The sequence below is a fragment of the Gemmiger formicilis genome, from assembly GCF_024462815.1.
In the GTDB taxonomy this organism is placed as follows: Bacteria; Bacillota; Clostridia; order Oscillospirales; family Ruminococcaceae; genus Gemmiger.
The window spans coordinates 159,173-176,389 of the sequence record NZ_JANGCG010000001.1 but is presented as its reverse complement, the minus strand read 5'-3'; the positions used below and the strand labels follow the sequence as shown (position 1 = coordinate 176,389).

Genomic DNA, 17,217 nt, shown 5'->3' with positions numbered 1-17,217 from the left:
CATAATTCTAAGTGCCGATGCGGCGAGCGAGAAGTGCAAGCTGCTAAGCAAAAAGCGCAGATAATACTGGATGTATTATCGAGCATTTTTGCAACGCAGATTGTGCTTCGTAGCCGCAGCAGCGGTGCTTAAGCCGTCAGGCGCGAATTGTGCGGTGTTGCCTCAGCTTTCCGCGTTAGCACCAGCCACAATCTCGGTAATTTCCTGCGTGATAGCAGCCTGACGGGCGCGGTTGTAGTACAGGTTCAGATGGTCAATAATCTCGCCTGCGTTCTTTGTGGCGGCATCCATTGCCATACGGCGTGCCCCCTGCTCACTGGCAACGCTCTCACACAGCGCACCATAGACAACACCGGCCAGATACTCCGGAATGATGGCCTCAAAGACAGACTTGCTGTCCGGCTCATAGAGCATCAGGCTTTCGCGCTCATGGCCCGGTGCGGGCGGTGCAGCGTCAAAGGGCAAAACCGGCAGCACGGTAGCCGTCTGGGTCAGCATAGAGACAAATTGCGTAAAACCAAGGCGGATTTCGTCAATCTCCCCTGCCAGAAATTTCTGGCAGACAAGGCGGGAAATCTCAAAACAGTCGCTGACGGACAAGTCCCCCGCCTCCGCAAAAGCAGTAGTCAGGACATTGGCCTTGCGGCGTTCAAAAAACTCGACTGCCTTCTTGCCGATGGGCAGAACACAGTAGTCACTGCCTGCGGCGTCCGCCTCCACAGCCTTCAGGATATTGGAGTTGTAACCGCCCGCCAGACCGCGGTCACCCGCGATAACGATATACAGGCGGCACTTGCTCTCCCTCTTTTCCAGATAGGGGCTGTCAAAGGCAGAGTCCGTGCTGACAATGTCATACAGCGTCTGGTACAGCGTCTCAAAATAAGGGCGGCTGCCTTCCACGCGCTCCTTGGCGCGGCGCAGCTTGCTGGACGCCACAAGCTCCATTGCCTTGGTAATCTGCATGGTGCTTTCGACGCTTCGGATACGCAGCTTGATTTCCTTCATGGAACCGGCCATCGGCGGCACCTCCTTTGCAGTTTATTTTTCTTTGAGGAACTGGGCTGTGAAATCAGCCAGCACCTGCTTGAGCTGTTCCTCGGTTTCGGGCTTCAAATCACCGGTAGTACGGATGGTTTCCATCACGCCTGCGGCGGTGACGTTCTCGTCCAGATACTCATAGAGACGCTGCTCATACTCGGCAATATCCGCAACGGCCACATCCTTCAGATAGCTGTGAATCGTTGCATAGAGGATGGCCACCTGCTTTTCGACGGCAACCGGGCTGTTGCGGTTCTGCTTGAGGACCTCCACAATGCGCTCGCCCTGTGCCAGACGTGCCTTGGTATCGGCGTCCAGATCAGAGCCGAACTGGGCAAAGCCCTGCAACTCACGATACTGGGAGTAAATCAGCTTGAGCGTACCGGCAACCTTTTTCATCGCCTTAATCTGGGCGTTGCCGCCGACACGAGAGACCGAGATACCGGGGTTGACAGCGGGACGGATGCCCGCATGGAACAGCTCGGTTTCCAGGAAAATCTGGCCGTCGGTGATGGAAATGACGTTTGTCGGGATATACGCGGAAACGTCACCGGCCTGTGTCTCAATGATGGGCAGTGCGGTCAGAGAGCCGCCGCCCTTGGCATCGCTGAGCTTGGCCGCACGCTCCAGCAGGCGGCTGTGCAGATAGAAAACGTCACCGGGGTAAGCCTCGCGTCCCGGGGGACGGCGAATCAGCAGAGAAAGTGCACGGTAGGCAACAGCGTGCTTGGACAAATCATCATAGATGATAAGGACGTGCTTGCCCTTGTTCATGAAGTATTCGCCCATTGCACAGCCCGCATAGGGTGCAATATACTGCAAGGGAGAAAGCTCGGACGCTGTGGCGCATACAACAGTTGTATAGGCCATAGCACCGTTCTTTTCCAGGTTTTCGACCAGCGTTGCCACCGTAGAGCGTTTCTGACCGATGGCAACATAAATGCAAAGGACATCCTTGCCCTTCTGGTTGATGATGGTATCGGTAGCGATAACGGTCTTGCCGGTCTGACGGTCGCCGATGATCAGCTCACGCTGGCCGCGGCCGATGGGAATCATCGAGTCAATGGCCTTGATACCGGTCTGCAGCGGCTGCTTGACCGGCTGGCGCTCCAGAATACCGGGCGCCGGGGACTCAATGGCGCGGTAGTCGGAGGCCTCGATGGGGCCCTTGCCGTCAATAGGCTGGCCCAGCGCGTTGACAACGCGGCCAATCATACCCTCGCCGACCGGCACGGAGACAACCTTGCCGGTGCGCTTGATGGTACTGCCCTCTTTGATGCCTTCATCGTCACCAAGCAGGACGATGGAGATGCTGTTTTCTTCCAGGTTTTGTGCCATGCCGTAGGTACCGCTTTCAAACTGCACCAGCTCACCGGCCATACAGTTGTCAAGTCCTGCCGCACGCGCAATACCGTCGCCCACCATCGTTACCGTTCCGGTTTCCGTCTGCTCAATGGCGTTTTCATAATACTTAATCTGGGAACGGATGATGCGGGAGATTTGTTCGGGTTTCAGTTGCACTGTTTGGTTCACCACACAATCTATAGAATGAGTGCAATGTTAAAGGGTTGCACCGTCGATTTCTTCCCGCAGATGCTCCAAATGGCGCTGCACGGTGCCGTCCAGACGGGTACCGCCCATATCCAGCCGCATACCGCCAATAACGGACGGGTCCACGGTCTCGGTCAGAACGATATTCTTGCCTGTCATTGTCTGCAATTTTGCCAGCAGCTTTTCACGGGCGGGCACGGTCAGGGCAACCGCCGACACCGCTGTGACCTCAAGAATGTCATGGTCCGCGTTGTAGCGGTCGCGGAATGCCCGCAGGCAGCCCGGGAGCTCTGCAATCAAATCCTCCTCACACAGAAGCCTGAGGAAGTTGACAAGATACGGATGTGCGCCCTCAAAGGCCTGTGCCAGCAGTGCACAGCGCTCCTTTTTGGGGACGCTGGGCGTTGCCAGCAGCCGCAGATACTGCGGCTCAGCCTGAATGCTGTCCACTGCGGTCTGCAGCTGCTGCAAAAGCTCATCGGCAAGGTTTTCCTCTGCCGCCAGCTCATACAGGCTGCCGCCGTAACGCTTCGCAAGCTCGGTCATGAGGCATCCCCCACATTCCGGATAAATTCATCAATCAGCGCCTGATGGTCGGACTCATTGATTTCGCGCTCCACAACCTTACCGGCGATTTCAACGGCCATACCGCCAATCTCGTTTTTCAGATCGTTGACAGCCTTCTTGCGTTCCTGTGCGATGTCAGCCTCTGCCGCCGCGCGGATGGAGGCTGCCTCATTCTTTGCCTCGTTGAGGATTTCCTCCTCACGCTTCTGGGCGCGGGCGGTGGCTTCACGCAGCATACTGTCGCGCTCATCCTTGATGCTCTGCAGATGGTCCGCGTACTCCTTTTCAAGGGCAGCGGCCTTCTGCTTGGCGGCATCGGCATCGGCGTACATCGTATCAATCTCCTGCTGGCGATCGTCAATCATCTTTTTGACCGGCTTGAAAAGGAAATGCTTCAGAACCGAAAAGGTGATGAGCATATTGCAGAAGGTAAACAGCGCAGTCCACGGGTTGATGCCTACAAAACTTTCAAAGCCCGTCATGAGCTATTCCTCCATTTCCAGCAGTTTCATCTGACCACGAAGAGCAGCAGCAGCGCGATAACCAGCGAGTAAATACCGGTAGATTCGGTGATGGCGCAGCCCAGAATCATATTGGTACGCAGGTCATTGGCCATTTCGGGCTGGCGGGCCATGCCCTCCAGTGCCTTGCCAACGGCGTTGCCTTCACCGATAGCCGGGCCGATAGCACCAAAGCCCATTGCGATACCGGCGCCGATGGCGCAGGCAGCTTTTACGATTGCAGCTTCCATAAAAGTATCCTCCTAAAATAATGAATACAGTGTTACGCTTCCTGCGGCGGCGGGCAGGCATTGCCCACATACACCATTGTCAACAGGCTGAAAACAAGTGCTTGTACACCGCCGGAGAAAATATCAAAATACAGGCTCAGGATGCCGGGAACACCGACCTCCAGATAAGGTACGCCTGTCAGCCCCAAAAGAGAGAGTGCACCGGTTGCCACAAAGACAACGCCGAAAATCTTGCGCGCCATCTTTTTGCTTTTTACGCCGCTGTAGAGCAGCGCCGCACCGATGACAAGGATAAGGATGCCCACCACAAAGCTCTTGCCTACAAGGCCCAGCACAGCGGCAGAAACGGTGGCCAGCGCAGAATACACAAGGCTGGTCAGCACGCTGCCGCCCGCAATGTTGCCGAAGTGACGGAACGCCATCGAAATCGGCTGGGCAATCTCGGAGACAAGGTTCATCGGGGTCATAACCACAATCGGCTCGGTAAAGCCTTTCAGCCAGCCGCCGACGCCGTTGCGCTTGATGGAGCAGCCCCAGCAGAGGAAGCTGGTCATCAGCGCCCATGTCACGGTAGTGGACAAATCGGCCGTGGCCGAACGGAAAATGCCGGTCATACCGATAAAGGAACCGCACATTGAGCTGAGGAACAGCGCGCCGATGTAGGGCGTCCAATAGCTGTTATGCTTGCCCATCGTGCTTTCCACCATATCATAGAGCATGGTCACGGCCTTTTCGACAAGGACTTGACGGCGGCCGGGGCGCTTTTGCAAATCACGTCCCAGCACAATGGCGGCCACGCAGAGCAGCACCATAACCACGAAGGACGAGACTGTCGTCTGCGTAATGTCAATGCCGCCGAACAAGGGAATGGTAAAGTAAATCTTAGGGCCATTCATCGGGGTGTATCACCATCCTTTTCAGGCTTTGAAGAATCATCTTTGCGGAAAAAATCAATCAGCTTCAGGCATACCTGCGCGAAAAGCAGCGGCAGAATTGCCGCCAGCGGGTCGCACAGCTTAGCCCGGAAAATCAGGATGTAGATAATAACGAGCACAACCGGGCGGACAACGCTGGAGGTCTGTATCTCCTGCTGTGCCTTCTGCGGGCTGCCGCCGTTGGCGGCGCGGTCCAATGCGTTGGAGACCGTGATGCTCAGAGAGAGGAAATTTCCCATCGAGAGCACAAAGCCGATCATCGCACCGAGCAGCACCGCATTGGTGAAGTGCCCGGCCAGTGCATAGACGGCCAGCATGGCAGCAATGCAGAGCGCCACAGCCACAGCCAGACGGCTGGCCTGCGCAAAAACATCACGATGCTTCTGCATAAGGTCTCTCCTTTCTCAATGTTGGTTAAAGCTGACGGGCGGCGGCTGCTTTTTTTCAAAGCCCTTCCCCTGCCGGTTCAATGCCTGCAGGGAGCCGTGCAGACAGCTTATGGCCGCCAGCACACCAGCGGCCACGCCGACCGCCACAACCCAGCCGCCCAGCGCGAACTGCCTTTTCAGCCAGACAGCACCCAGTATGCAGAGCACCGGCGGAATGACCACGCTGAGCCCGAACTGGGTAAGCCAGACAAGATGCCGGGCAACGTCATAAATACCCTTCATCTTCTGCCTCCCCTGCCTTTGCCGTATGTTCACAGTATACAACAGTTTGCACAAAAATTCAACAGTTATTTTTCACGTATGTGGCCGTTTTTGTACAGATTGAGTGCTATATGCTGTGTTTTAAAAGTGGAGCTGGCCTGCTTCCTCCGGCGTGGGAAGGCTGAAAATTCCCAATGCCAGCAGCACCGGATAGAGATAGCTTGCCCCATAGCAGCCGATTTTCTTTGGGCCCGTGATGGCAATACCGTCCGCCTGCAGCCGACCAATTTTTTCCAGCGCTTTCTCCACCGTGGAAATTGTGATGGATTTCTGCCGCCGGTCAACAAAGAGCTCCCCACCGCGAATGGTGTAGGTGAAGGGCAGGCCCTTGGCCGTGTAGAAGGTCTCCTGCTGATGCTGTTGCAGAAGCGCCCAGACGTTTTCGATGGAAATAGTCAATTCACATCACCTACTTAGTATATCGTATAAACAGAGTAAGACTCAATGTACAAAAAACACCGCATGACCAAAATCATACGGTGTAAATGGGACAGGTTATTTCTTTTGTCCAAAACGATATTCGGTGCCGTTTTTCAGGCGCTCGATGTTGGAACGATGCAGCCAGATGACCATAGCGGCCATAATGACACAACAAATTGTGCTGAACAGAATGGTGGGCAGATTGGCGCCCTTTGCAATCAGATGAAGCAAAGTGCCCACCGGGTACAGTGCGGCAATGATGATGCTGCCCAGCGAGACAATGCGGGTAACAGCAACCTCAATAAGGAAGATAACCAGCAGTACCAGGCAGACCAGCGGCTCGGTGGCAAGGGCTGCGCCCGCACCGACCAGAACGCCCTTGCCGCCCTTGAAGCCAAAGAAAAGGGGACGGCTGTGGCCAATCATACAGAAGATGGCGGCCAGATACGCACCGCAAACCGGGTCCAGCGGGTTCTGCCAGCCTGCCCCCGTGCCGGAAAGCAGGGCATCAAAGAAGAAGCGGCCCAGATTGACAGCCACCACGCTTTTGCCCACATCGCCGATGGTGGTCAGCGCCGCGGGCAGCTTGCCGTAGGTGCGCAGGACATTCGTCATACCGGCATTGCCGCTGCCGTGCTGGCGCACATCATCCTTGTACATGATTTTGGAAACCAGCACGCCGAACAGGAGGCTGCCCAGCAGATAGGCACTGCCCGCCGTCAGCAGGCAGGCCTCTACAATGTGAAGAAACATAGTTACACCTTTCCTGCCTTGACCGCGCCGTCACCGTGCTCACGGGTAATCATCCTGATGGGGGTTGCGGTCAGGCCGAAGGTCTCCCGAATCTGGTTTTCCAGATAGCGCTGGTACGAGAAATGGAACAATGCCTTCTGGTTGACAAAGCAGACGAACGTCGGCGGGCGGGTAGAAATCTGGGTGATATAGAACACCTTCAGGCGCTTGCCCTTGTCAGACGGCGGCTGTACCTTGGCGGTGGCGCGGGCCAGCATCTCGTTCAATGCACCGGTGGGCACGCGGGTGCCGTTCTGGACGTCCACAAAGTGGATGGTCTCAAACAGCTTGTCTACGCGCTGGCCAGTCTTGGCGCTGATAAAGACAATCGGCGCGTAGGACATAAAGCTGAAATCGTCCTCCAGCTTCTTGCGCATAGCATCCATCGTGTAGCTGTCCTTCTCAACGGCGTCCCACTTGTTGACCGCAATGATGCAGGCCTTGCCCTGCTCATGGGCGTAGCCCGCCACCTTGGAGTCCTGCTCGGTGAAGCCGACCGTGGCGTCAATCATAATAACGCAGACGCGGCTGCGCTCCACAGCGGCCAGGCTGCGCAGGACGCTGTAGCGCTCAACACCGCTTTCCACCTTGCCGCGCTTGCGCAGACCGGCGGTATCGGTAAAGATAAACTTGCCGAATTTGTTCTCCACCATCGTGTCGATGGCATCGCGGGTGGTACCGGCCTCGTTGGCAACAATCAGGCGGTTCTCGCCGAGGATGTGGTTAATCAGGCTGGACTTGCCGACATTGGGGCGGCCGATGACAGCAACCGAAATGCGGTCATCGGTGTCCTCCTCTTCCTCCTCGAAGTTCAGATGCGCACAGACGGCATCCAGCAAATCGCCGGTGCCGTGGCCGTGCACGCCGGAAACCGGGATGAGCTCGCCCAGACCGAGGCTGTAAAAATCATACAGCTCCATCGGCGGCTCGCCGACCTTGTCACACTTGTTGACGGCCAGCACAACCGGCTTGCCGCTGCGCATAAGCATACCGGCAACGTCCTGGTCCTGCGGCGTAACGCCTGCGGACAGCTCAGTCACCATAACGATGCAGTCTGCGGAGTCAATGGCCAGCTGGGCCTGCTCCCGCATATGGGCCAGCAGGCCGTCATCAATGCGCGGTTCAATACCGCCGGTGTCCACCAGCAGGAACTTGTGGCCGGACCATTCGCAATCGCAGAAGATGCGGTCGCGGGTAACGCCCGGCGTGTCCTCCACAATGGCGAGGCGCTGGCCGGTCAGCTTATTGAAAATGGTGGATTTGCCCACGTTGGGGCGGCCCACGATAGCTACGATGGGTTTTGCCATATCTGCCTTCCTCCCTCTGTTCGTTCAGATTATCAAAGATTATCGTTTCAGCTTGATTTTTCGCTTATGGGTGCTCAGCCACGCCTTGCAGCAGCCGCCGCCATCGGTGGGGATACTGACAGCCCGGCAGCTGAGCGCTTTGCCGAGCTCCTTCAAGGTGATATCATCGAGAAACTGGCCCTTTTCATCCCGCACCATAACCTCGGGCACGGTCAGCAAATCGCTGTGCAGGCGGCCTGTACACTGCTTGATGATGTCTGTGCCGGTGATCAGCCCGGCCACGCTGACATTGCCGCCGAAGTACTCATTTTTTATCTGGTGTACCGTGATTTTTACCTGCGGGTATTTCTGCATCAGCGCGTTGGCGCAGTCCTGAATCAGCGGCCCTGCCAACGTACCGGTCACGGCGTCCACGCTGTGGGGCAGAACCAGACCGGAATAATTTTCCAGCTCCTCCAAGAAAGTATCATGGTAGAGCCGCCACATTCCGACGCCGTCCTCCAGCTGGGCAAATTCATCGTAGAATTCAGCCGGGGGCAGCGGGCGCTCTGCTGTCAGATACCATTCATCGCTGGGATAGACAATGCTACGGCCGTATTCATCGCGGCATTTGTAGGCAAACTCCTCTAAAATATCCAGCGTGACAGCGGCGCTTTCCTTATCGTAGGGCGTCAACTTGAACAGGCCCTTGCGGTAATCGGTCACACCGGCAGGCACGGCGGCAATACTGCCCACCTGCGGGCGCAGCGCCAGCAAATCGGTCAGGGTGCGGCGCAGCTCCTCGCCATCGTTGATGCCGCGGCAGAGCACAAGCTGACAGTTCAGTTCAATGCCGCCCTGTGCCAGCTTGGGAAGGTACTGCAACACCTCCCCACCGCGCTTGTTGGCCAGCATCCGCACGCGCAGCGCCGGATTGGTGGTGTGCACCGAAACAAAGATGGGGCTGATGTGCATCTGAATGATGCGGTCGATTTCGTGCTCCGTCAGGTTGGTTAAGGTGATATAGTTGCCGAACAGGAAGCTCAGGCGTTCATCATCATCCTTAAAATACAACGGCTCGCGCATACCGGGAGGCAGCTGATCGATGAAGCAGAACATACAGTGGTTGGCACAGCTATGCTTTTCATCGCCCAGATAGGTCTTGAAGTTGCAGCCAAGGGGCTCATATTCCCCTTTTGCAATCTGCACCGTGCGGGGTTGCTCCTTCTCGCAGATTTCCAGCGTGAAGGCAGCCGGTGTTGTATAGAACTGGTAATCCAGTGCATCGTTCAAGGGGTGGCCGTCAATGGCCAGCAGTGCACAGTCCACGGTGATACCGGCTTTTTCTGCCGGGGAATTTTCGTCCACTGCTGTAACGTAAAGGGCCATGACTCACACTCCTTGTAAAATCAATAAAAAATGGGGAAGGCATCGCCCTCCCCACGCAAGAGACTTACGCCTCTTTCTTGATGACTTCCTGGCCTTTGTAGTAGCCACACTTGCCGCAAACCTTATGGGGAACCTTCAGTTCGCCACACTGCGGGCACTTCACCAGCGTAGGCGCCTCCAGTTTCCAGACATTAGAGCGACGTTTATCGCGGCGGGCTTGAGAATGCTTTCTCTTGGGTACGATAGCCATAATCGGACACCTCCTTGGTGAAATTCAACTTAATAGTTGTTTTAATATGCTAAGCCTTGCATCTACAGGGGCAGCATTGTCTGCCGGTTGGCAGGAACACCCTGCTGCCTTCTTCTTGCCGCAGATGGGGCATAGACCTTGACAATCAGCACTGCACAGCAGCACTGCGGGCACCTCAAAAATCAGCTCCTGATAGGCCAGCTCCTTGAGGTCGATACAGCCGTTCTCGTTGCACGGCAATTCAAAATCCGGGTCCTCCAAATCACGATCCCGCACGAAATACTCGCGCCGGAAATCATAATCCCGGGTCAGCGGCTCCAGACAACGTGCACACTCGGCATCAATATGAGCCTTTACACACAAGAGCAACGCTGCGCCATCCTCGGTGAGCGTCGCTGTAAAGTCACATACTGCCGGGGTGTTCACTTGATAGCCCCCGAAGTCCGCCTGTGAAAAGTCAGCCTCAAAATGCGCCGTGTAAGGCTTGCGGCCGCTTTCCAGAAAAGAACGAAGATTAAATTGCATAGTACACCTCAAAAGGTTGCTTAAATAGTATACACAAGCTGAGGGGTCTTGTCAACACATAAAACACAAAAACTTGAGATTTTTTTGTGTTTTTGGCATAAAATCAGGGCGGGAAGCACTTTCCCGCCCTGAAAACGCCATTAAAATTGCGGTGACTCAGGTTCAGATAATGAACTTCTTCAACTCCTCAGGCAGGTCAGCTGCATTAGCGGAAACGGTGACAACAACCTCAATGTTGGGGGTAATCTTGTCAATGGCCTTCAGAACCTTGGCGGCTGCCTCCATATCGTGGTCGATGATGCGCAGGATGCCGTCAATGAACAGCTCGGTGATGTCATAGTTGCCGGCCAGAACGCCTGCAACAAAGCCGTACAGCATATCAGCACCGACAACGCCGTACTCATCCACGTCAACCAGGCGGGCAGCGTGGTTGATTTCGGTGGTGAGCTTCATGCACTTTTCAATGACAACGATGTTGCCGGAGGTGGTCTTGGTGGCCTTGTCGATCATATCGATCATGGTCTTGGTCTTACCGGAGCCTTTGGTTCCAACAATCAGTTTCAGCATAGGGGTTACCTCCTTATATTCGTCAGCGCGCAGAGCGCGTAGTTCCTTTACTCTTTCAAGGCAGCTTCCAGCTCTGCCTTGCGGTCCTCATAGCCGGGCTTACCCAGCAGGGCAAACATATTCTTCTTATAGCTTTCCACGCCGGGCTGGTCAAACGGGTTGACGCTCAGCAGATAGCCGGAGACAGCGCAGGCTTTCCAGAAGAAGTAAATCAGCTCGCCGACATCGTGAGCAGAAAGGCTGTCAACCTCAATCAGCCCCAGCGGCACGCCGCCGTCGGTGTGGGCCAGAATCGTGCCCTCCATCGCCTTGCGGTTGACAACGCTCATATTCTGGTTGGCCAGGAAGTTCAGGCCGTCAAAGTTGCCCTCAAGCTCCTCAATGTAGAAGTCATTGCGGGTGTTCTTGATGTCCACGTAGGTTTCAAACATCACGCGGGCACCATCCTGCAGGAACTGACCCATAGAGTGCAGGTCGGTGGAGAAGATGCAGGAGGTAGGCATCAGGCCCTTCTGATCCTTGCCCTCGCTCTCGCCGAAGAGCTGCTTGTACCACTCATTCATCATGGTGAAGTCAGGCTCAAAGCAGGCCAGCGTCTCCACGCTCTTGCCCTTGCGGTACAGGATGTTGCGGGTCATGGCGTAGCGGTAAGCGTCGTTGTCGGGGCTGAGCTTGCCAAACTTCTCGCGGCCGTCTGCAGCGCCCTGCATCAGCTCATCAATGTCAATGCCTGCGCAGGCGATGGGCAGCAGACCCACAGCCGTCAGAACGGAATAACGGCCGCCGACATCATCGGGAACCACGAAGGTGGGCCAGCCCTGCTCGGTGGCCAGCTGCTTCAGCGTGCCCTTGGCACGGTCGGTGGTGGCATAAATGCGCTTGTTGGCTTCCTCTACGCCGACGGAATCCTCCAGCAGCTTGCGCAGCACGCGGAAGGCCAGTGCCGTCTCGGTGGTGGTGCCGGACTTGGAGATAACGTTGATGGAGAAGCGCTTGCCCTTCGTCAGCTTGATGATATCATTCAGCGCGGTGGGGCTGATGGTATTGCCGCAGAAGTAAATCTTCAGGCCGTCATCGGTCTCGTTGTGGAACTGGCCCTTGACGGCCTCAACCACAGCGCGGGCGCCCAGATAGGAGCCGCCGATACCGGCCACCAGCAGCACGTCGGAGTCGGAACGAATCTTCTGTGCAGCTTCTTTGATGCGGGCAAATTCTTCCTTATCATAAGTAACAGGCAGGTCAAGCCAACCCAAAAAGTCATTACCGGCACCCGTTTTGGATTCCAGCTGCTTATGGGCCAACTCGACCTGCGGATAGATTGCCTCATATTCTTCAGGACGGATAAATTTTGCAAGATGCTTACCGTTATAACTAACAGCCATCTCTACTCCTCCTTTGATATTTTTATATCCCAATGATACCGTTTTATGTCGGTATTGTCAAGCAAAACCAGCGGTATTTTTTCGACTTTTTCATTAAATTTGCACAAATTCAGCTTGTCAGCAGCAATCCTTCGGCCAGTCGATGCAGGCAGTAAGTGAAACTTAACGCATCAACGTCCTGCGCCGCCGTAACCGGATAGGACGCAAGTTCGGCGCTTCCGTTGGAGATTTTCACCGTGCCAACCGTCTCCCCTGCGCGGATGGGTGCGGCCAGCTTTTGCGGCAGATCCAGCGCAACCTGCAGGGTGCTGCTCTCCCCCTTCGGCATCAGGCAGCGCTCCGGCGCGGTGTAGGTAAGGACCACGCTTTCGGCGGTGCCGCGCTCCACCGGCAGGGACAGCGGTGCATCGGCGGGTAGCTCGGCGGCGGCACTTTCAAAGTGGGAAAAGCCGTAATCCAGCAGGGTGCTGGCCGCCTGAAAGCGTTCCTTGCCGGAGGCAGCGCCCAGCACCACCGCAATCAGCCGCAGGCCGTCGCGCTCGGCGGAGGCCGAAATGCAGACGCCCGCCTTGCCGGTTGTGCCGGTTTTCAGCCCGGTGATGCCGCTGTAGCTTTTCAGCAGCTTATTTGTGTTGACAAGCTGGGTTGCGCCGCCGCGCAGGGTGTCCATCCAGATGGAGCAGTAGTCGCGCACCTCGGTGTGGTGCAACAGCATTTCCCGGCTCATTGCAGCAACATCACGGGCGGTGGATAGGTGTTCGGGTTCATCAAGGCCGCAGGCGTTGACAAAATGGGTGTTCGTCATACCCAGCTCGGCAGCGCGGGCGTTCATCATTTCGGCAAAGGCAGGCTCACTGCCGCCGACATACTCAGCCACGGCCACGGCAGCATCATTGGCGCTGGAAATGCAGATGGCCTTGAGCATATCATTCAGTGTCATTTCCTCGCCGGGCTCCAGCCATATCTGGCTGCCGCCCATATGGTAGGCGTGCTCACTGACCGGCACAAAATCATCCAGACTGATTTTGCCGGCCTCCAACGCTTCAAATGTAAGCAGCAGCGTCATAACCTTGGTGATGGAGGCGATCGGGCGGCGGGCATCGGCGTTTTTCTCGTACAGAACCGTGCCGGAATCCTCATCCACCAGAATAGCCGCCGCGCAGGGTACGTCAAAATCCGCCGTAGTTGCGGGGGTGAACTCCGCCGCCGAGGCGGTGAACCCGCGCAGAATGGACAACGCTGCCAGCATCAGGCAGAGCAGCAGGGTCACGGCACGTTTATTCATGGGTAGCACACCTCCGGCGCAAATCACTTTGCTAAAGGCTATGCGGCCAGTCTGCGAAATAGTATTGCACTTTCGTTGATTTTCTATTATAATAGGAAAGCTATTTTATTTGTAAAGGAATCAGAGACCATGCGGGTGACTTTTTATACCTTGGGATGCAAGGTGAACCAGAACGAAACAGGCGCGCTGGCGCAGCTGTTTGAGGAAAACGGCTACACCGTTGTTTCCTACGAGGAAGGCGCGGACGTCTATATCGTCAACAGCTGCACGGTGACAAACTTCGGCGACCAGAAGAGCCGCAAGTGGCTGCGCCGTGCCAAGCGGGAAAATCCCGGCGCTGTGACCGTGCTGACCGGGTGCTACCCGCAGGCCTTCCCCGAGGAAGCTGCCAAAATCACCGAGGCCGATGTTGTCACCGGCTCCGGCAACCGCCACGCTATTCTGGCCGATGTGCAGAAGGTGCTTGACGGTGAGCAGACGCGGGTGGTGGATATCCGCCCCCATGAAAAAGGCGAGCAGTTTGAAGAGCTGCCGATGGACAAATTTGCCGAGCACACCCGCGCCTTTGTCAAGGTGGAGGACGGCTGCAACCGCCGCTGCGCCTACTGCGTGATTCCCCGCGCCCGCGGGCCGGTGCGCAGCCGTGATGAAGCCAGTGTGCTCGAGGAGCTGCGCCGCCTGGCCGAGGCCGGCTACAAGGAGGTTGTGCTGACAGCCATCAGCCTGCCCAGCTACGGCACCGACAGCGGCACAAGTCTGGTGGAGCTGATTGAAAAGGCCGCAGAGGTGCCCGGTATTGAGCGCATCCGGTTGGGCAGTCTTGACCCCGATATGCTGCACGCAGAGGATATCCGCCGGATGGCTGCGGTGAAGAAGCTCTGCCCGCAGTTCCACCTGAGCCTGCAAAGCGGTTGTGACAAGACCCTGCGCACCATGCGCCGCCCCTACACCACGGCCCAGTATGCTGACATTGCCGCCCAACTGCGGCAGGCATTTGGTGCGGAAAATGTCAGCTTCACCACGGACGTGATTGTGGGCTTTCCCGGCGAGACCGAGGAGGATTTTGAGGCCAGCATGGACTTTGTGACTGGTATGCGGTTCCTCAAGGTGCACGTTTTTCCCTATTCCCGCCGCGAGGGCACGGCTGCGTTTGATTTTCCCGACCAGCTGCCGGAGCACGAAAAGGAGGCCCGCAGCCACCGTATGACCGCCGCCGTGGAGGAGGTCCGCGCCGCGGAGGTTGCCGCCATGCAAGGCCGCACCGCCAGTGTGCTGCTGGAGACGCCGCTGTCCAACACACTGTTCACCGGCTATACAAAGCAGTATCTGCCGGTTTTGGTCAGTGCGCCGGGGCATAAGACCGGCGACATTGTGGAGGTTGTGCTGGGTGCGTGGGACGGTAAGCGTTGCCGTGCCGAGCTTCTTTAATATACTAGATTCATCGTGGCAGGCTTCGGCCTGCCTTTTTTGTATAATCAGGGCAAGAATTGTGCTTATTTTCCTGTTTTTGTTGCCTGCCCTCTTGCAATAAGTATGAATTTTTGGTAAAATTTTAACAGGGCGGGTATGCCCGCCGACAAGTCACTTTTGTAGCAAACGGAGCAATTAAAAAGGAGCAAAAACAATGAGAGGCATTTATACACCCGTAACGGATATCCGTCGTAAGGTGTTCACTGAGGTTGCCCGCATGGCCTATGAGGTCAACGAGCTTTCTGATTACGAAAAGCTGATGCGTGAGCTGCCCTTCAAGATTATTCCCGGCGAGGAGAAATCCCTGCGCAGCAGCATTTTCCTGGAGAGAGCCATCATCTCCGAGCGCGTCCGTCTGGCCATGGGTATGTCCCTGCGCCCGCTGGATGAGAGTGTCCCCGCCAGCGAAGGTCTGGAGCACAGCGTCATTGCGGATAAATACTATGAGCCGCCGCTGATCAACGTCATCAAGTTTGCCTGCAATGCCTGCCCGGAGAAGGTCATCAAGGTTACGGCCATGTGCCAGGGCTGTCTGGCACATCCCTGCCAGGAGGTCTGCCCGAAGCACGCCATCAGCTTCCGCAACGGCAAGAGCCACATTGACCAGAGCCTCTGCGTCAAGTGCGGCCGCTGCGTCAACAGCTGCCCCTACAGCGCCATCGTCAAGACCGAGCGTCCCTGCGCGGCCGCCTGCGGCATGGGTGCCATCCATTCCGATGAGCACGGCCGTGCCGAGATTGATTACGATAAGTGCGTTTCCTGCGGTATGTGCCTTGTCAACTGCCCCTTCGGCGCCATTGTTGATAAGGGCCAGATTTTCCAGCTGATTCAGTCCATCAAGCGTGGTGATGAGGTTGTGGCCATCGTTGCCCCCGCTTTCATCAACCAGTTCCCCGGTATGACCCCCTCCAAGCTGAAGGAAGCTATGCGCCAGCTGGGCTTTGCCGATGTGGCCGAGGTCGCTATCGGTGCTGACCTGTGCACCATCGACGAGGCAAAGGACTTCATGGAGGAAGTTCCCACCAAGATTCCGTTCATGGGCACTTCCTGCTGCCCGGCATGGAGCGTTATGGCCAAGAAGCTGTTCCCCCAGCAGGCCGAGTGCATCAGCATGGCCATGACCCCGATGGTTCTGACCGCCCGTCTCATCAAGAAGGAAAAGCCCAACGCCCGCATCTGCTTCGTTGGCCCCTGCGCCGCCAAGAAGCTGGAGGCCAGCCGCCGTTCCGTCCGCAGTGAGGTCGACTTTGTGCTGACCTTCGAGGAGCTGATGGGCCTGTTTGAAGCAAAGTCCGTCGACTTTGCTTCCCTGCCGGACAACCCGGAGGATTCCTTCAGCAGCGCTTCTGCAGACGCCCGTGGTTTCGCTGCTTCCGGCGGCGTTGCACAGGCCGTTGTGAACGCCATCAAGAAGATGGACCCCGACCGCGAGGTCAAGGTTGCAAGCGCACAGGGTCTGGCAGACTGCAAGAAGATGATGATGATGGCCAAGGCCGGCAAGTACAACGGTTACCTGCTGGAGGGCATGGCCTGCCCCGGCGGCTGCATTGCCGGTGCCGGTACGCTGGCTGACCCCGCCAAGAGCGTTGCCATGCTGAACAAGTACAAGAACGAGGCCACCATGAAGGTTGCCACCGAGACCCCCTATCAGGATTCTCTTAATCTGCTGCACTACTAATCTCTGAATAAACAACATCCCCTTGCGGAGCGATTCCGCAAGGGGATGTTGTGTTTATACTCGTCGATTTGCAGGGGTCGGGCACGCCGCCGCGGGCGAAGCAGAGCCCGGCCCCCTACAGCGGTTACACATTTTATTTATGATATTTCATACCGGCGTTGATGGTGCAGGCGCGGTAGAGCTGCTCTGTCAGCACCAGGCGGGCCAGCTGATGGGGCAATGTGATGCGCCCCATGCTGATGCGTGCCTGCGCGGCGCGCTTGACGGAATCATCCAGCCCGTGGGAGGAGCCGATGACAAAGGCTATATCCCCCGCCCCGCTTATGGCACGGTCTGCCAGCATGGCCGCCAGCTCCTCACTGGAAATCTGCTTGCCTTCCACACAGAGGGCCACAAGGTACGCACCCTTGCGCACACTGGCAAGAATCGCCTCGCCTTCCTTTTGCAGGGCTTTGGCAATCTGCTTGTCACTGGCGTTTTTATCGGCTATCTGCACCTCCGGCAGCTCAATGATGCGAAAATTGCAGAAGCCGCCAAGGCGCTTCTGGTACTCGGCCACGCCCTGCGCAAAATACGAGGCGTTCATCTTGCCAATACAAATCAAATCAATATTCTGCATAG

The 17,217-nt window shown here is 56.6% G+C and carries 20 protein-coding genes; 2 read left to right on the top strand and 18 right to left on the bottom strand.

Annotation, left to right across the window (positions count from 1 at the left end; genetic code table 11):
- Nucleotides 1-162 precede the first annotated feature (162 nt).
- The 17 genes from atpG to NE623_RS00775 form a co-directional block, all read right to left on the bottom strand.
- A complete protein-coding gene (gene atpG, locus NE623_RS00855) occupies nucleotides 163-1,017 on the bottom strand; it encodes an ATP synthase F1 subunit gamma (protein WP_256271089.1) in 855 nt (284 codons plus the stop codon).
- 21 nt (nucleotides 1,018-1,038) lie between these two features.
- Nucleotides 1,039-2,559: a F0F1 ATP synthase subunit alpha gene (gene atpA / locus NE623_RS00850; protein WP_256271090.1), complete on the bottom strand. Its 1,521-nt coding sequence runs from the start codon at nucleotides 2,557-2,559 to the stop codon at nucleotides 1,039-1,041.
- A gap of 39 nt (nucleotides 2,560-2,598) precedes the next feature.
- Nucleotides 2,599-3,135, bottom strand: coding sequence for an ATP synthase F1 subunit delta (atpH, locus tag NE623_RS00845; RefSeq protein ID WP_256271091.1), 537 nt, complete (start codon nucleotides 3,133-3,135; stop codon nucleotides 2,599-2,601).
- Complete coding sequence (gene atpF, locus NE623_RS00840) at nucleotides 3,132-3,638, bottom strand: F0F1 ATP synthase subunit B (protein WP_256271092.1); 507 nt, start codon at nucleotides 3,636-3,638, stop codon at nucleotides 3,132-3,134. The genes atpH and atpF overlap by 4 nt, the downstream gene beginning before the upstream one ends.
- 26 nt (nucleotides 3,639-3,664) lie before the next feature.
- Entirely contained in the window at nucleotides 3,665-3,907 is a 243-nt protein-coding gene (gene atpE / locus NE623_RS00835; protein ID WP_256271093.1) for an ATP synthase F0 subunit C, read from the bottom strand.
- A 32-nt stretch (nucleotides 3,908-3,939) separates the two neighbouring features.
- Nucleotides 3,940-4,803, bottom strand: a complete 864-nt coding sequence (locus NE623_RS00830; RefSeq protein WP_256271094.1) for a FoF1 ATP synthase subunit A — start codon at nucleotides 4,801-4,803, stop codon at nucleotides 3,940-3,942.
- Nucleotides 4,800-5,231, bottom strand: a complete 432-nt coding sequence (locus NE623_RS00825) for an ATP synthase subunit I (RefSeq protein WP_256271095.1) — start codon at nucleotides 5,229-5,231, stop codon at nucleotides 4,800-4,802. The genes NE623_RS00830 and NE623_RS00825 overlap by 4 nt, the downstream gene beginning before the upstream one ends.
- Nucleotides 5,232-5,246: 15 nt before the next feature.
- Nucleotides 5,247-5,513 (bottom strand): hypothetical protein, encoded by a 267-nt coding sequence (locus NE623_RS00820; protein ID WP_256271096.1) that lies wholly within the window; start codon nucleotides 5,511-5,513, stop codon nucleotides 5,247-5,249.
- Nucleotides 5,514-5,633: 120 nt separating this feature from the next.
- On the bottom strand, nucleotides 5,634-5,951 hold the full coding sequence (locus tag NE623_RS00815; RefSeq protein WP_256271097.1) for a hypothetical protein: 318 nt from the start codon (nucleotides 5,949-5,951) through the stop codon (nucleotides 5,634-5,636).
- A gap of 96 nt (nucleotides 5,952-6,047) precedes the next feature.
- The gene (plsY, locus tag NE623_RS00810; protein WP_256271098.1) at nucleotides 6,048-6,725 is read right to left on the bottom strand and encodes a glycerol-3-phosphate 1-O-acyltransferase PlsY; all 678 of its coding nucleotides are present in this window, start codon (nucleotides 6,723-6,725) and stop codon (nucleotides 6,048-6,050) included.
- A gap of 2 nt (nucleotides 6,726-6,727) precedes the next feature.
- Nucleotides 6,728-8,071, bottom strand: a complete 1,344-nt coding sequence (gene der / locus NE623_RS00805) for a ribosome biogenesis GTPase Der (protein WP_256271099.1) — start codon at nucleotides 8,069-8,071, stop codon at nucleotides 6,728-6,730.
- A 39-nt stretch (nucleotides 8,072-8,110) separates the two neighbouring features.
- On the bottom strand, nucleotides 8,111-9,439 hold the full coding sequence (locus tag NE623_RS00800; RefSeq protein WP_256271100.1) for a DUF512 domain-containing protein: 1,329 nt from the start codon (nucleotides 9,437-9,439) through the stop codon (nucleotides 8,111-8,113).
- A gap of 64 nt (nucleotides 9,440-9,503) precedes the next feature.
- Nucleotides 9,504-9,689 carry a 50S ribosomal protein L32 gene (gene rpmF / locus NE623_RS00795; protein WP_007046791.1) on the bottom strand — a complete coding sequence of 62 codons (186 nt, stop codon included), beginning with the start codon at nucleotides 9,687-9,689 and terminating at the stop codon, nucleotides 9,504-9,506.
- A 24-nt stretch (nucleotides 9,690-9,713) separates the two neighbouring features.
- Entirely contained in the window at nucleotides 9,714-10,214 is a 501-nt protein-coding gene (locus tag NE623_RS00790) for a YceD family protein (RefSeq protein ID WP_256271101.1), read from the bottom strand.
- 162 nt (nucleotides 10,215-10,376) lie between these two features.
- Nucleotides 10,377-10,781 carry a type IV pilus twitching motility protein PilT gene (locus NE623_RS00785; protein ID WP_256271102.1) on the bottom strand — a complete coding sequence of 135 codons (405 nt, stop codon included), beginning with the start codon at nucleotides 10,779-10,781 and terminating at the stop codon, nucleotides 10,377-10,379.
- A gap of 47 nt (nucleotides 10,782-10,828) precedes the next feature.
- Nucleotides 10,829-12,163 carry a glucose-6-phosphate isomerase gene (locus NE623_RS00780; protein ID WP_256271103.1) on the bottom strand — a complete coding sequence of 445 codons (1,335 nt, stop codon included), beginning with the start codon at nucleotides 12,161-12,163 and terminating at the stop codon, nucleotides 10,829-10,831.
- Between the two features lie 109 nt (nucleotides 12,164-12,272).
- Nucleotides 12,273-13,448 carry a D-alanyl-D-alanine carboxypeptidase family protein gene (locus NE623_RS00775; protein ID WP_256271104.1) on the bottom strand — a complete coding sequence of 392 codons (1,176 nt, stop codon included), beginning with the start codon at nucleotides 13,446-13,448 and terminating at the stop codon, nucleotides 12,273-12,275.
- A 129-nt stretch (nucleotides 13,449-13,577) separates the two neighbouring features.
- Between NE623_RS00775 and mtaB the strand changes: the two genes are divergently transcribed.
- Both mtaB and NE623_RS00765 read left to right on the top strand, forming a co-directional pair.
- A complete protein-coding gene (gene mtaB / locus NE623_RS00770; protein ID WP_305146066.1) occupies nucleotides 13,578-14,876 on the top strand; it encodes a tRNA (N(6)-L-threonylcarbamoyladenosine(37)-C(2))-methylthiotransferase MtaB in 1,299 nt (432 codons plus the stop codon).
- A gap of 196 nt (nucleotides 14,877-15,072) precedes the next feature.
- The gene (locus tag NE623_RS00765) at nucleotides 15,073-16,596 is read left to right on the top strand and encodes a 4Fe-4S dicluster domain-containing protein (RefSeq protein ID WP_256271106.1); all 1,524 of its coding nucleotides are present in this window, start codon (nucleotides 15,073-15,075) and stop codon (nucleotides 16,594-16,596) included.
- Nucleotides 16,597-16,729: 133 nt separating this feature from the next.
- On the opposite strand, the gene rlmH is transcribed toward NE623_RS00765, so the two are convergent.
- The gene (rlmH, locus tag NE623_RS00760) at nucleotides 16,730-17,215 is read right to left on the bottom strand and encodes a 23S rRNA (pseudouridine(1915)-N(3))-methyltransferase RlmH (protein WP_256271107.1); all 486 of its coding nucleotides are present in this window, start codon (nucleotides 17,213-17,215) and stop codon (nucleotides 16,730-16,732) included.
- Between the last annotated feature and the right edge of the window lie 2 nt (nucleotides 17,216-17,217).

Excerpts from the sequence above, each read along its gene's own strand:
- atpG (WP_256271089.1), bottom strand. The coding sequence starts at position 1,017 with ATGGCCGGTTCCATGAAGGAAATCAAGCTGCGTATCCGAAGCGTCGAA.
- atpH (WP_256271091.1), bottom strand. The coding sequence starts at position 3,135 with ATGACCGAGCTTGCGAAGCGTTACGGCGGCAGCCTGTATGAGCTGGCG.
- atpF (WP_256271092.1), bottom strand. The coding sequence starts at position 3,638 with ATGACGGGCTTTGAAAGTTTTGTAGGCATCAACCCGTGGACTGCGCTG.
- atpE (WP_256271093.1), bottom strand. The coding sequence starts at position 3,907 with ATGGAAGCTGCAATCGTAAAAGCTGCCTGCGCCATCGGCGCCGGTATC.
- NE623_RS00830 (WP_256271094.1), bottom strand. The coding sequence starts at position 4,803 with ATGAATGGCCCTAAGATTTACTTTACCATTCCCTTGTTCGGCGGCATT.
- NE623_RS00825 (WP_256271095.1), bottom strand. The coding sequence starts at position 5,231 with ATGCAGAAGCATCGTGATGTTTTTGCGCAGGCCAGCCGTCTGGCTGTG.
- NE623_RS00820 (WP_256271096.1), bottom strand. The coding sequence starts at position 5,513 with ATGAAGGGTATTTATGACGTTGCCCGGCATCTTGTCTGGCTTACCCAG.
- plsY (WP_256271098.1), bottom strand. The coding sequence starts at position 6,725 with ATGTTTCTTCACATTGTAGAGGCCTGCCTGCTGACGGCGGGCAGTGCC.
- der (WP_256271099.1), bottom strand. The coding sequence starts at position 8,071 with ATGGCAAAACCCATCGTAGCTATCGTGGGCCGCCCCAACGTGGGCAAA.
- NE623_RS00800 (WP_256271100.1), bottom strand. The coding sequence starts at position 9,439 with ATGGCCCTTTACGTTACAGCAGTGGACGAAAATTCCCCGGCAGAAAAA.
- rpmF (WP_007046791.1), bottom strand. The coding sequence starts at position 9,689 with ATGGCTATCGTACCCAAGAGAAAGCATTCTCAAGCCCGCCGCGATAAA.
- NE623_RS00790 (WP_256271101.1), bottom strand. The coding sequence starts at position 10,214 with ATGCAATTTAATCTTCGTTCTTTTCTGGAAAGCGGCCGCAAGCCTTAC.
- NE623_RS00785 (WP_256271102.1), bottom strand. The coding sequence starts at position 10,781 with ATGCTGAAACTGATTGTTGGAACCAAAGGCTCCGGTAAGACCAAGACC.
- NE623_RS00780 (WP_256271103.1), bottom strand. The coding sequence starts at position 12,163 with ATGGCTGTTAGTTATAACGGTAAGCATCTTGCAAAATTTATCCGTCCT.
- NE623_RS00775 (WP_256271104.1), bottom strand. The coding sequence starts at position 13,448 with ATGAATAAACGTGCCGTGACCCTGCTGCTCTGCCTGATGCTGGCAGCG.
- mtaB (WP_305146066.1), top strand. The coding sequence starts at position 13,578 with ATGCGGGTGACTTTTTATACCTTGGGATGCAAGGTGAACCAGAACGAA.
- NE623_RS00765 (WP_256271106.1), top strand. The coding sequence starts at position 15,073 with ATGAGAGGCATTTATACACCCGTAACGGATATCCGTCGTAAGGTGTTC.
- rlmH (WP_256271107.1), bottom strand. The coding sequence starts at position 17,215 with ATGCAGAATATTGATTTGATTTGTATTGGCAAGATGAACGCCTCGTAT.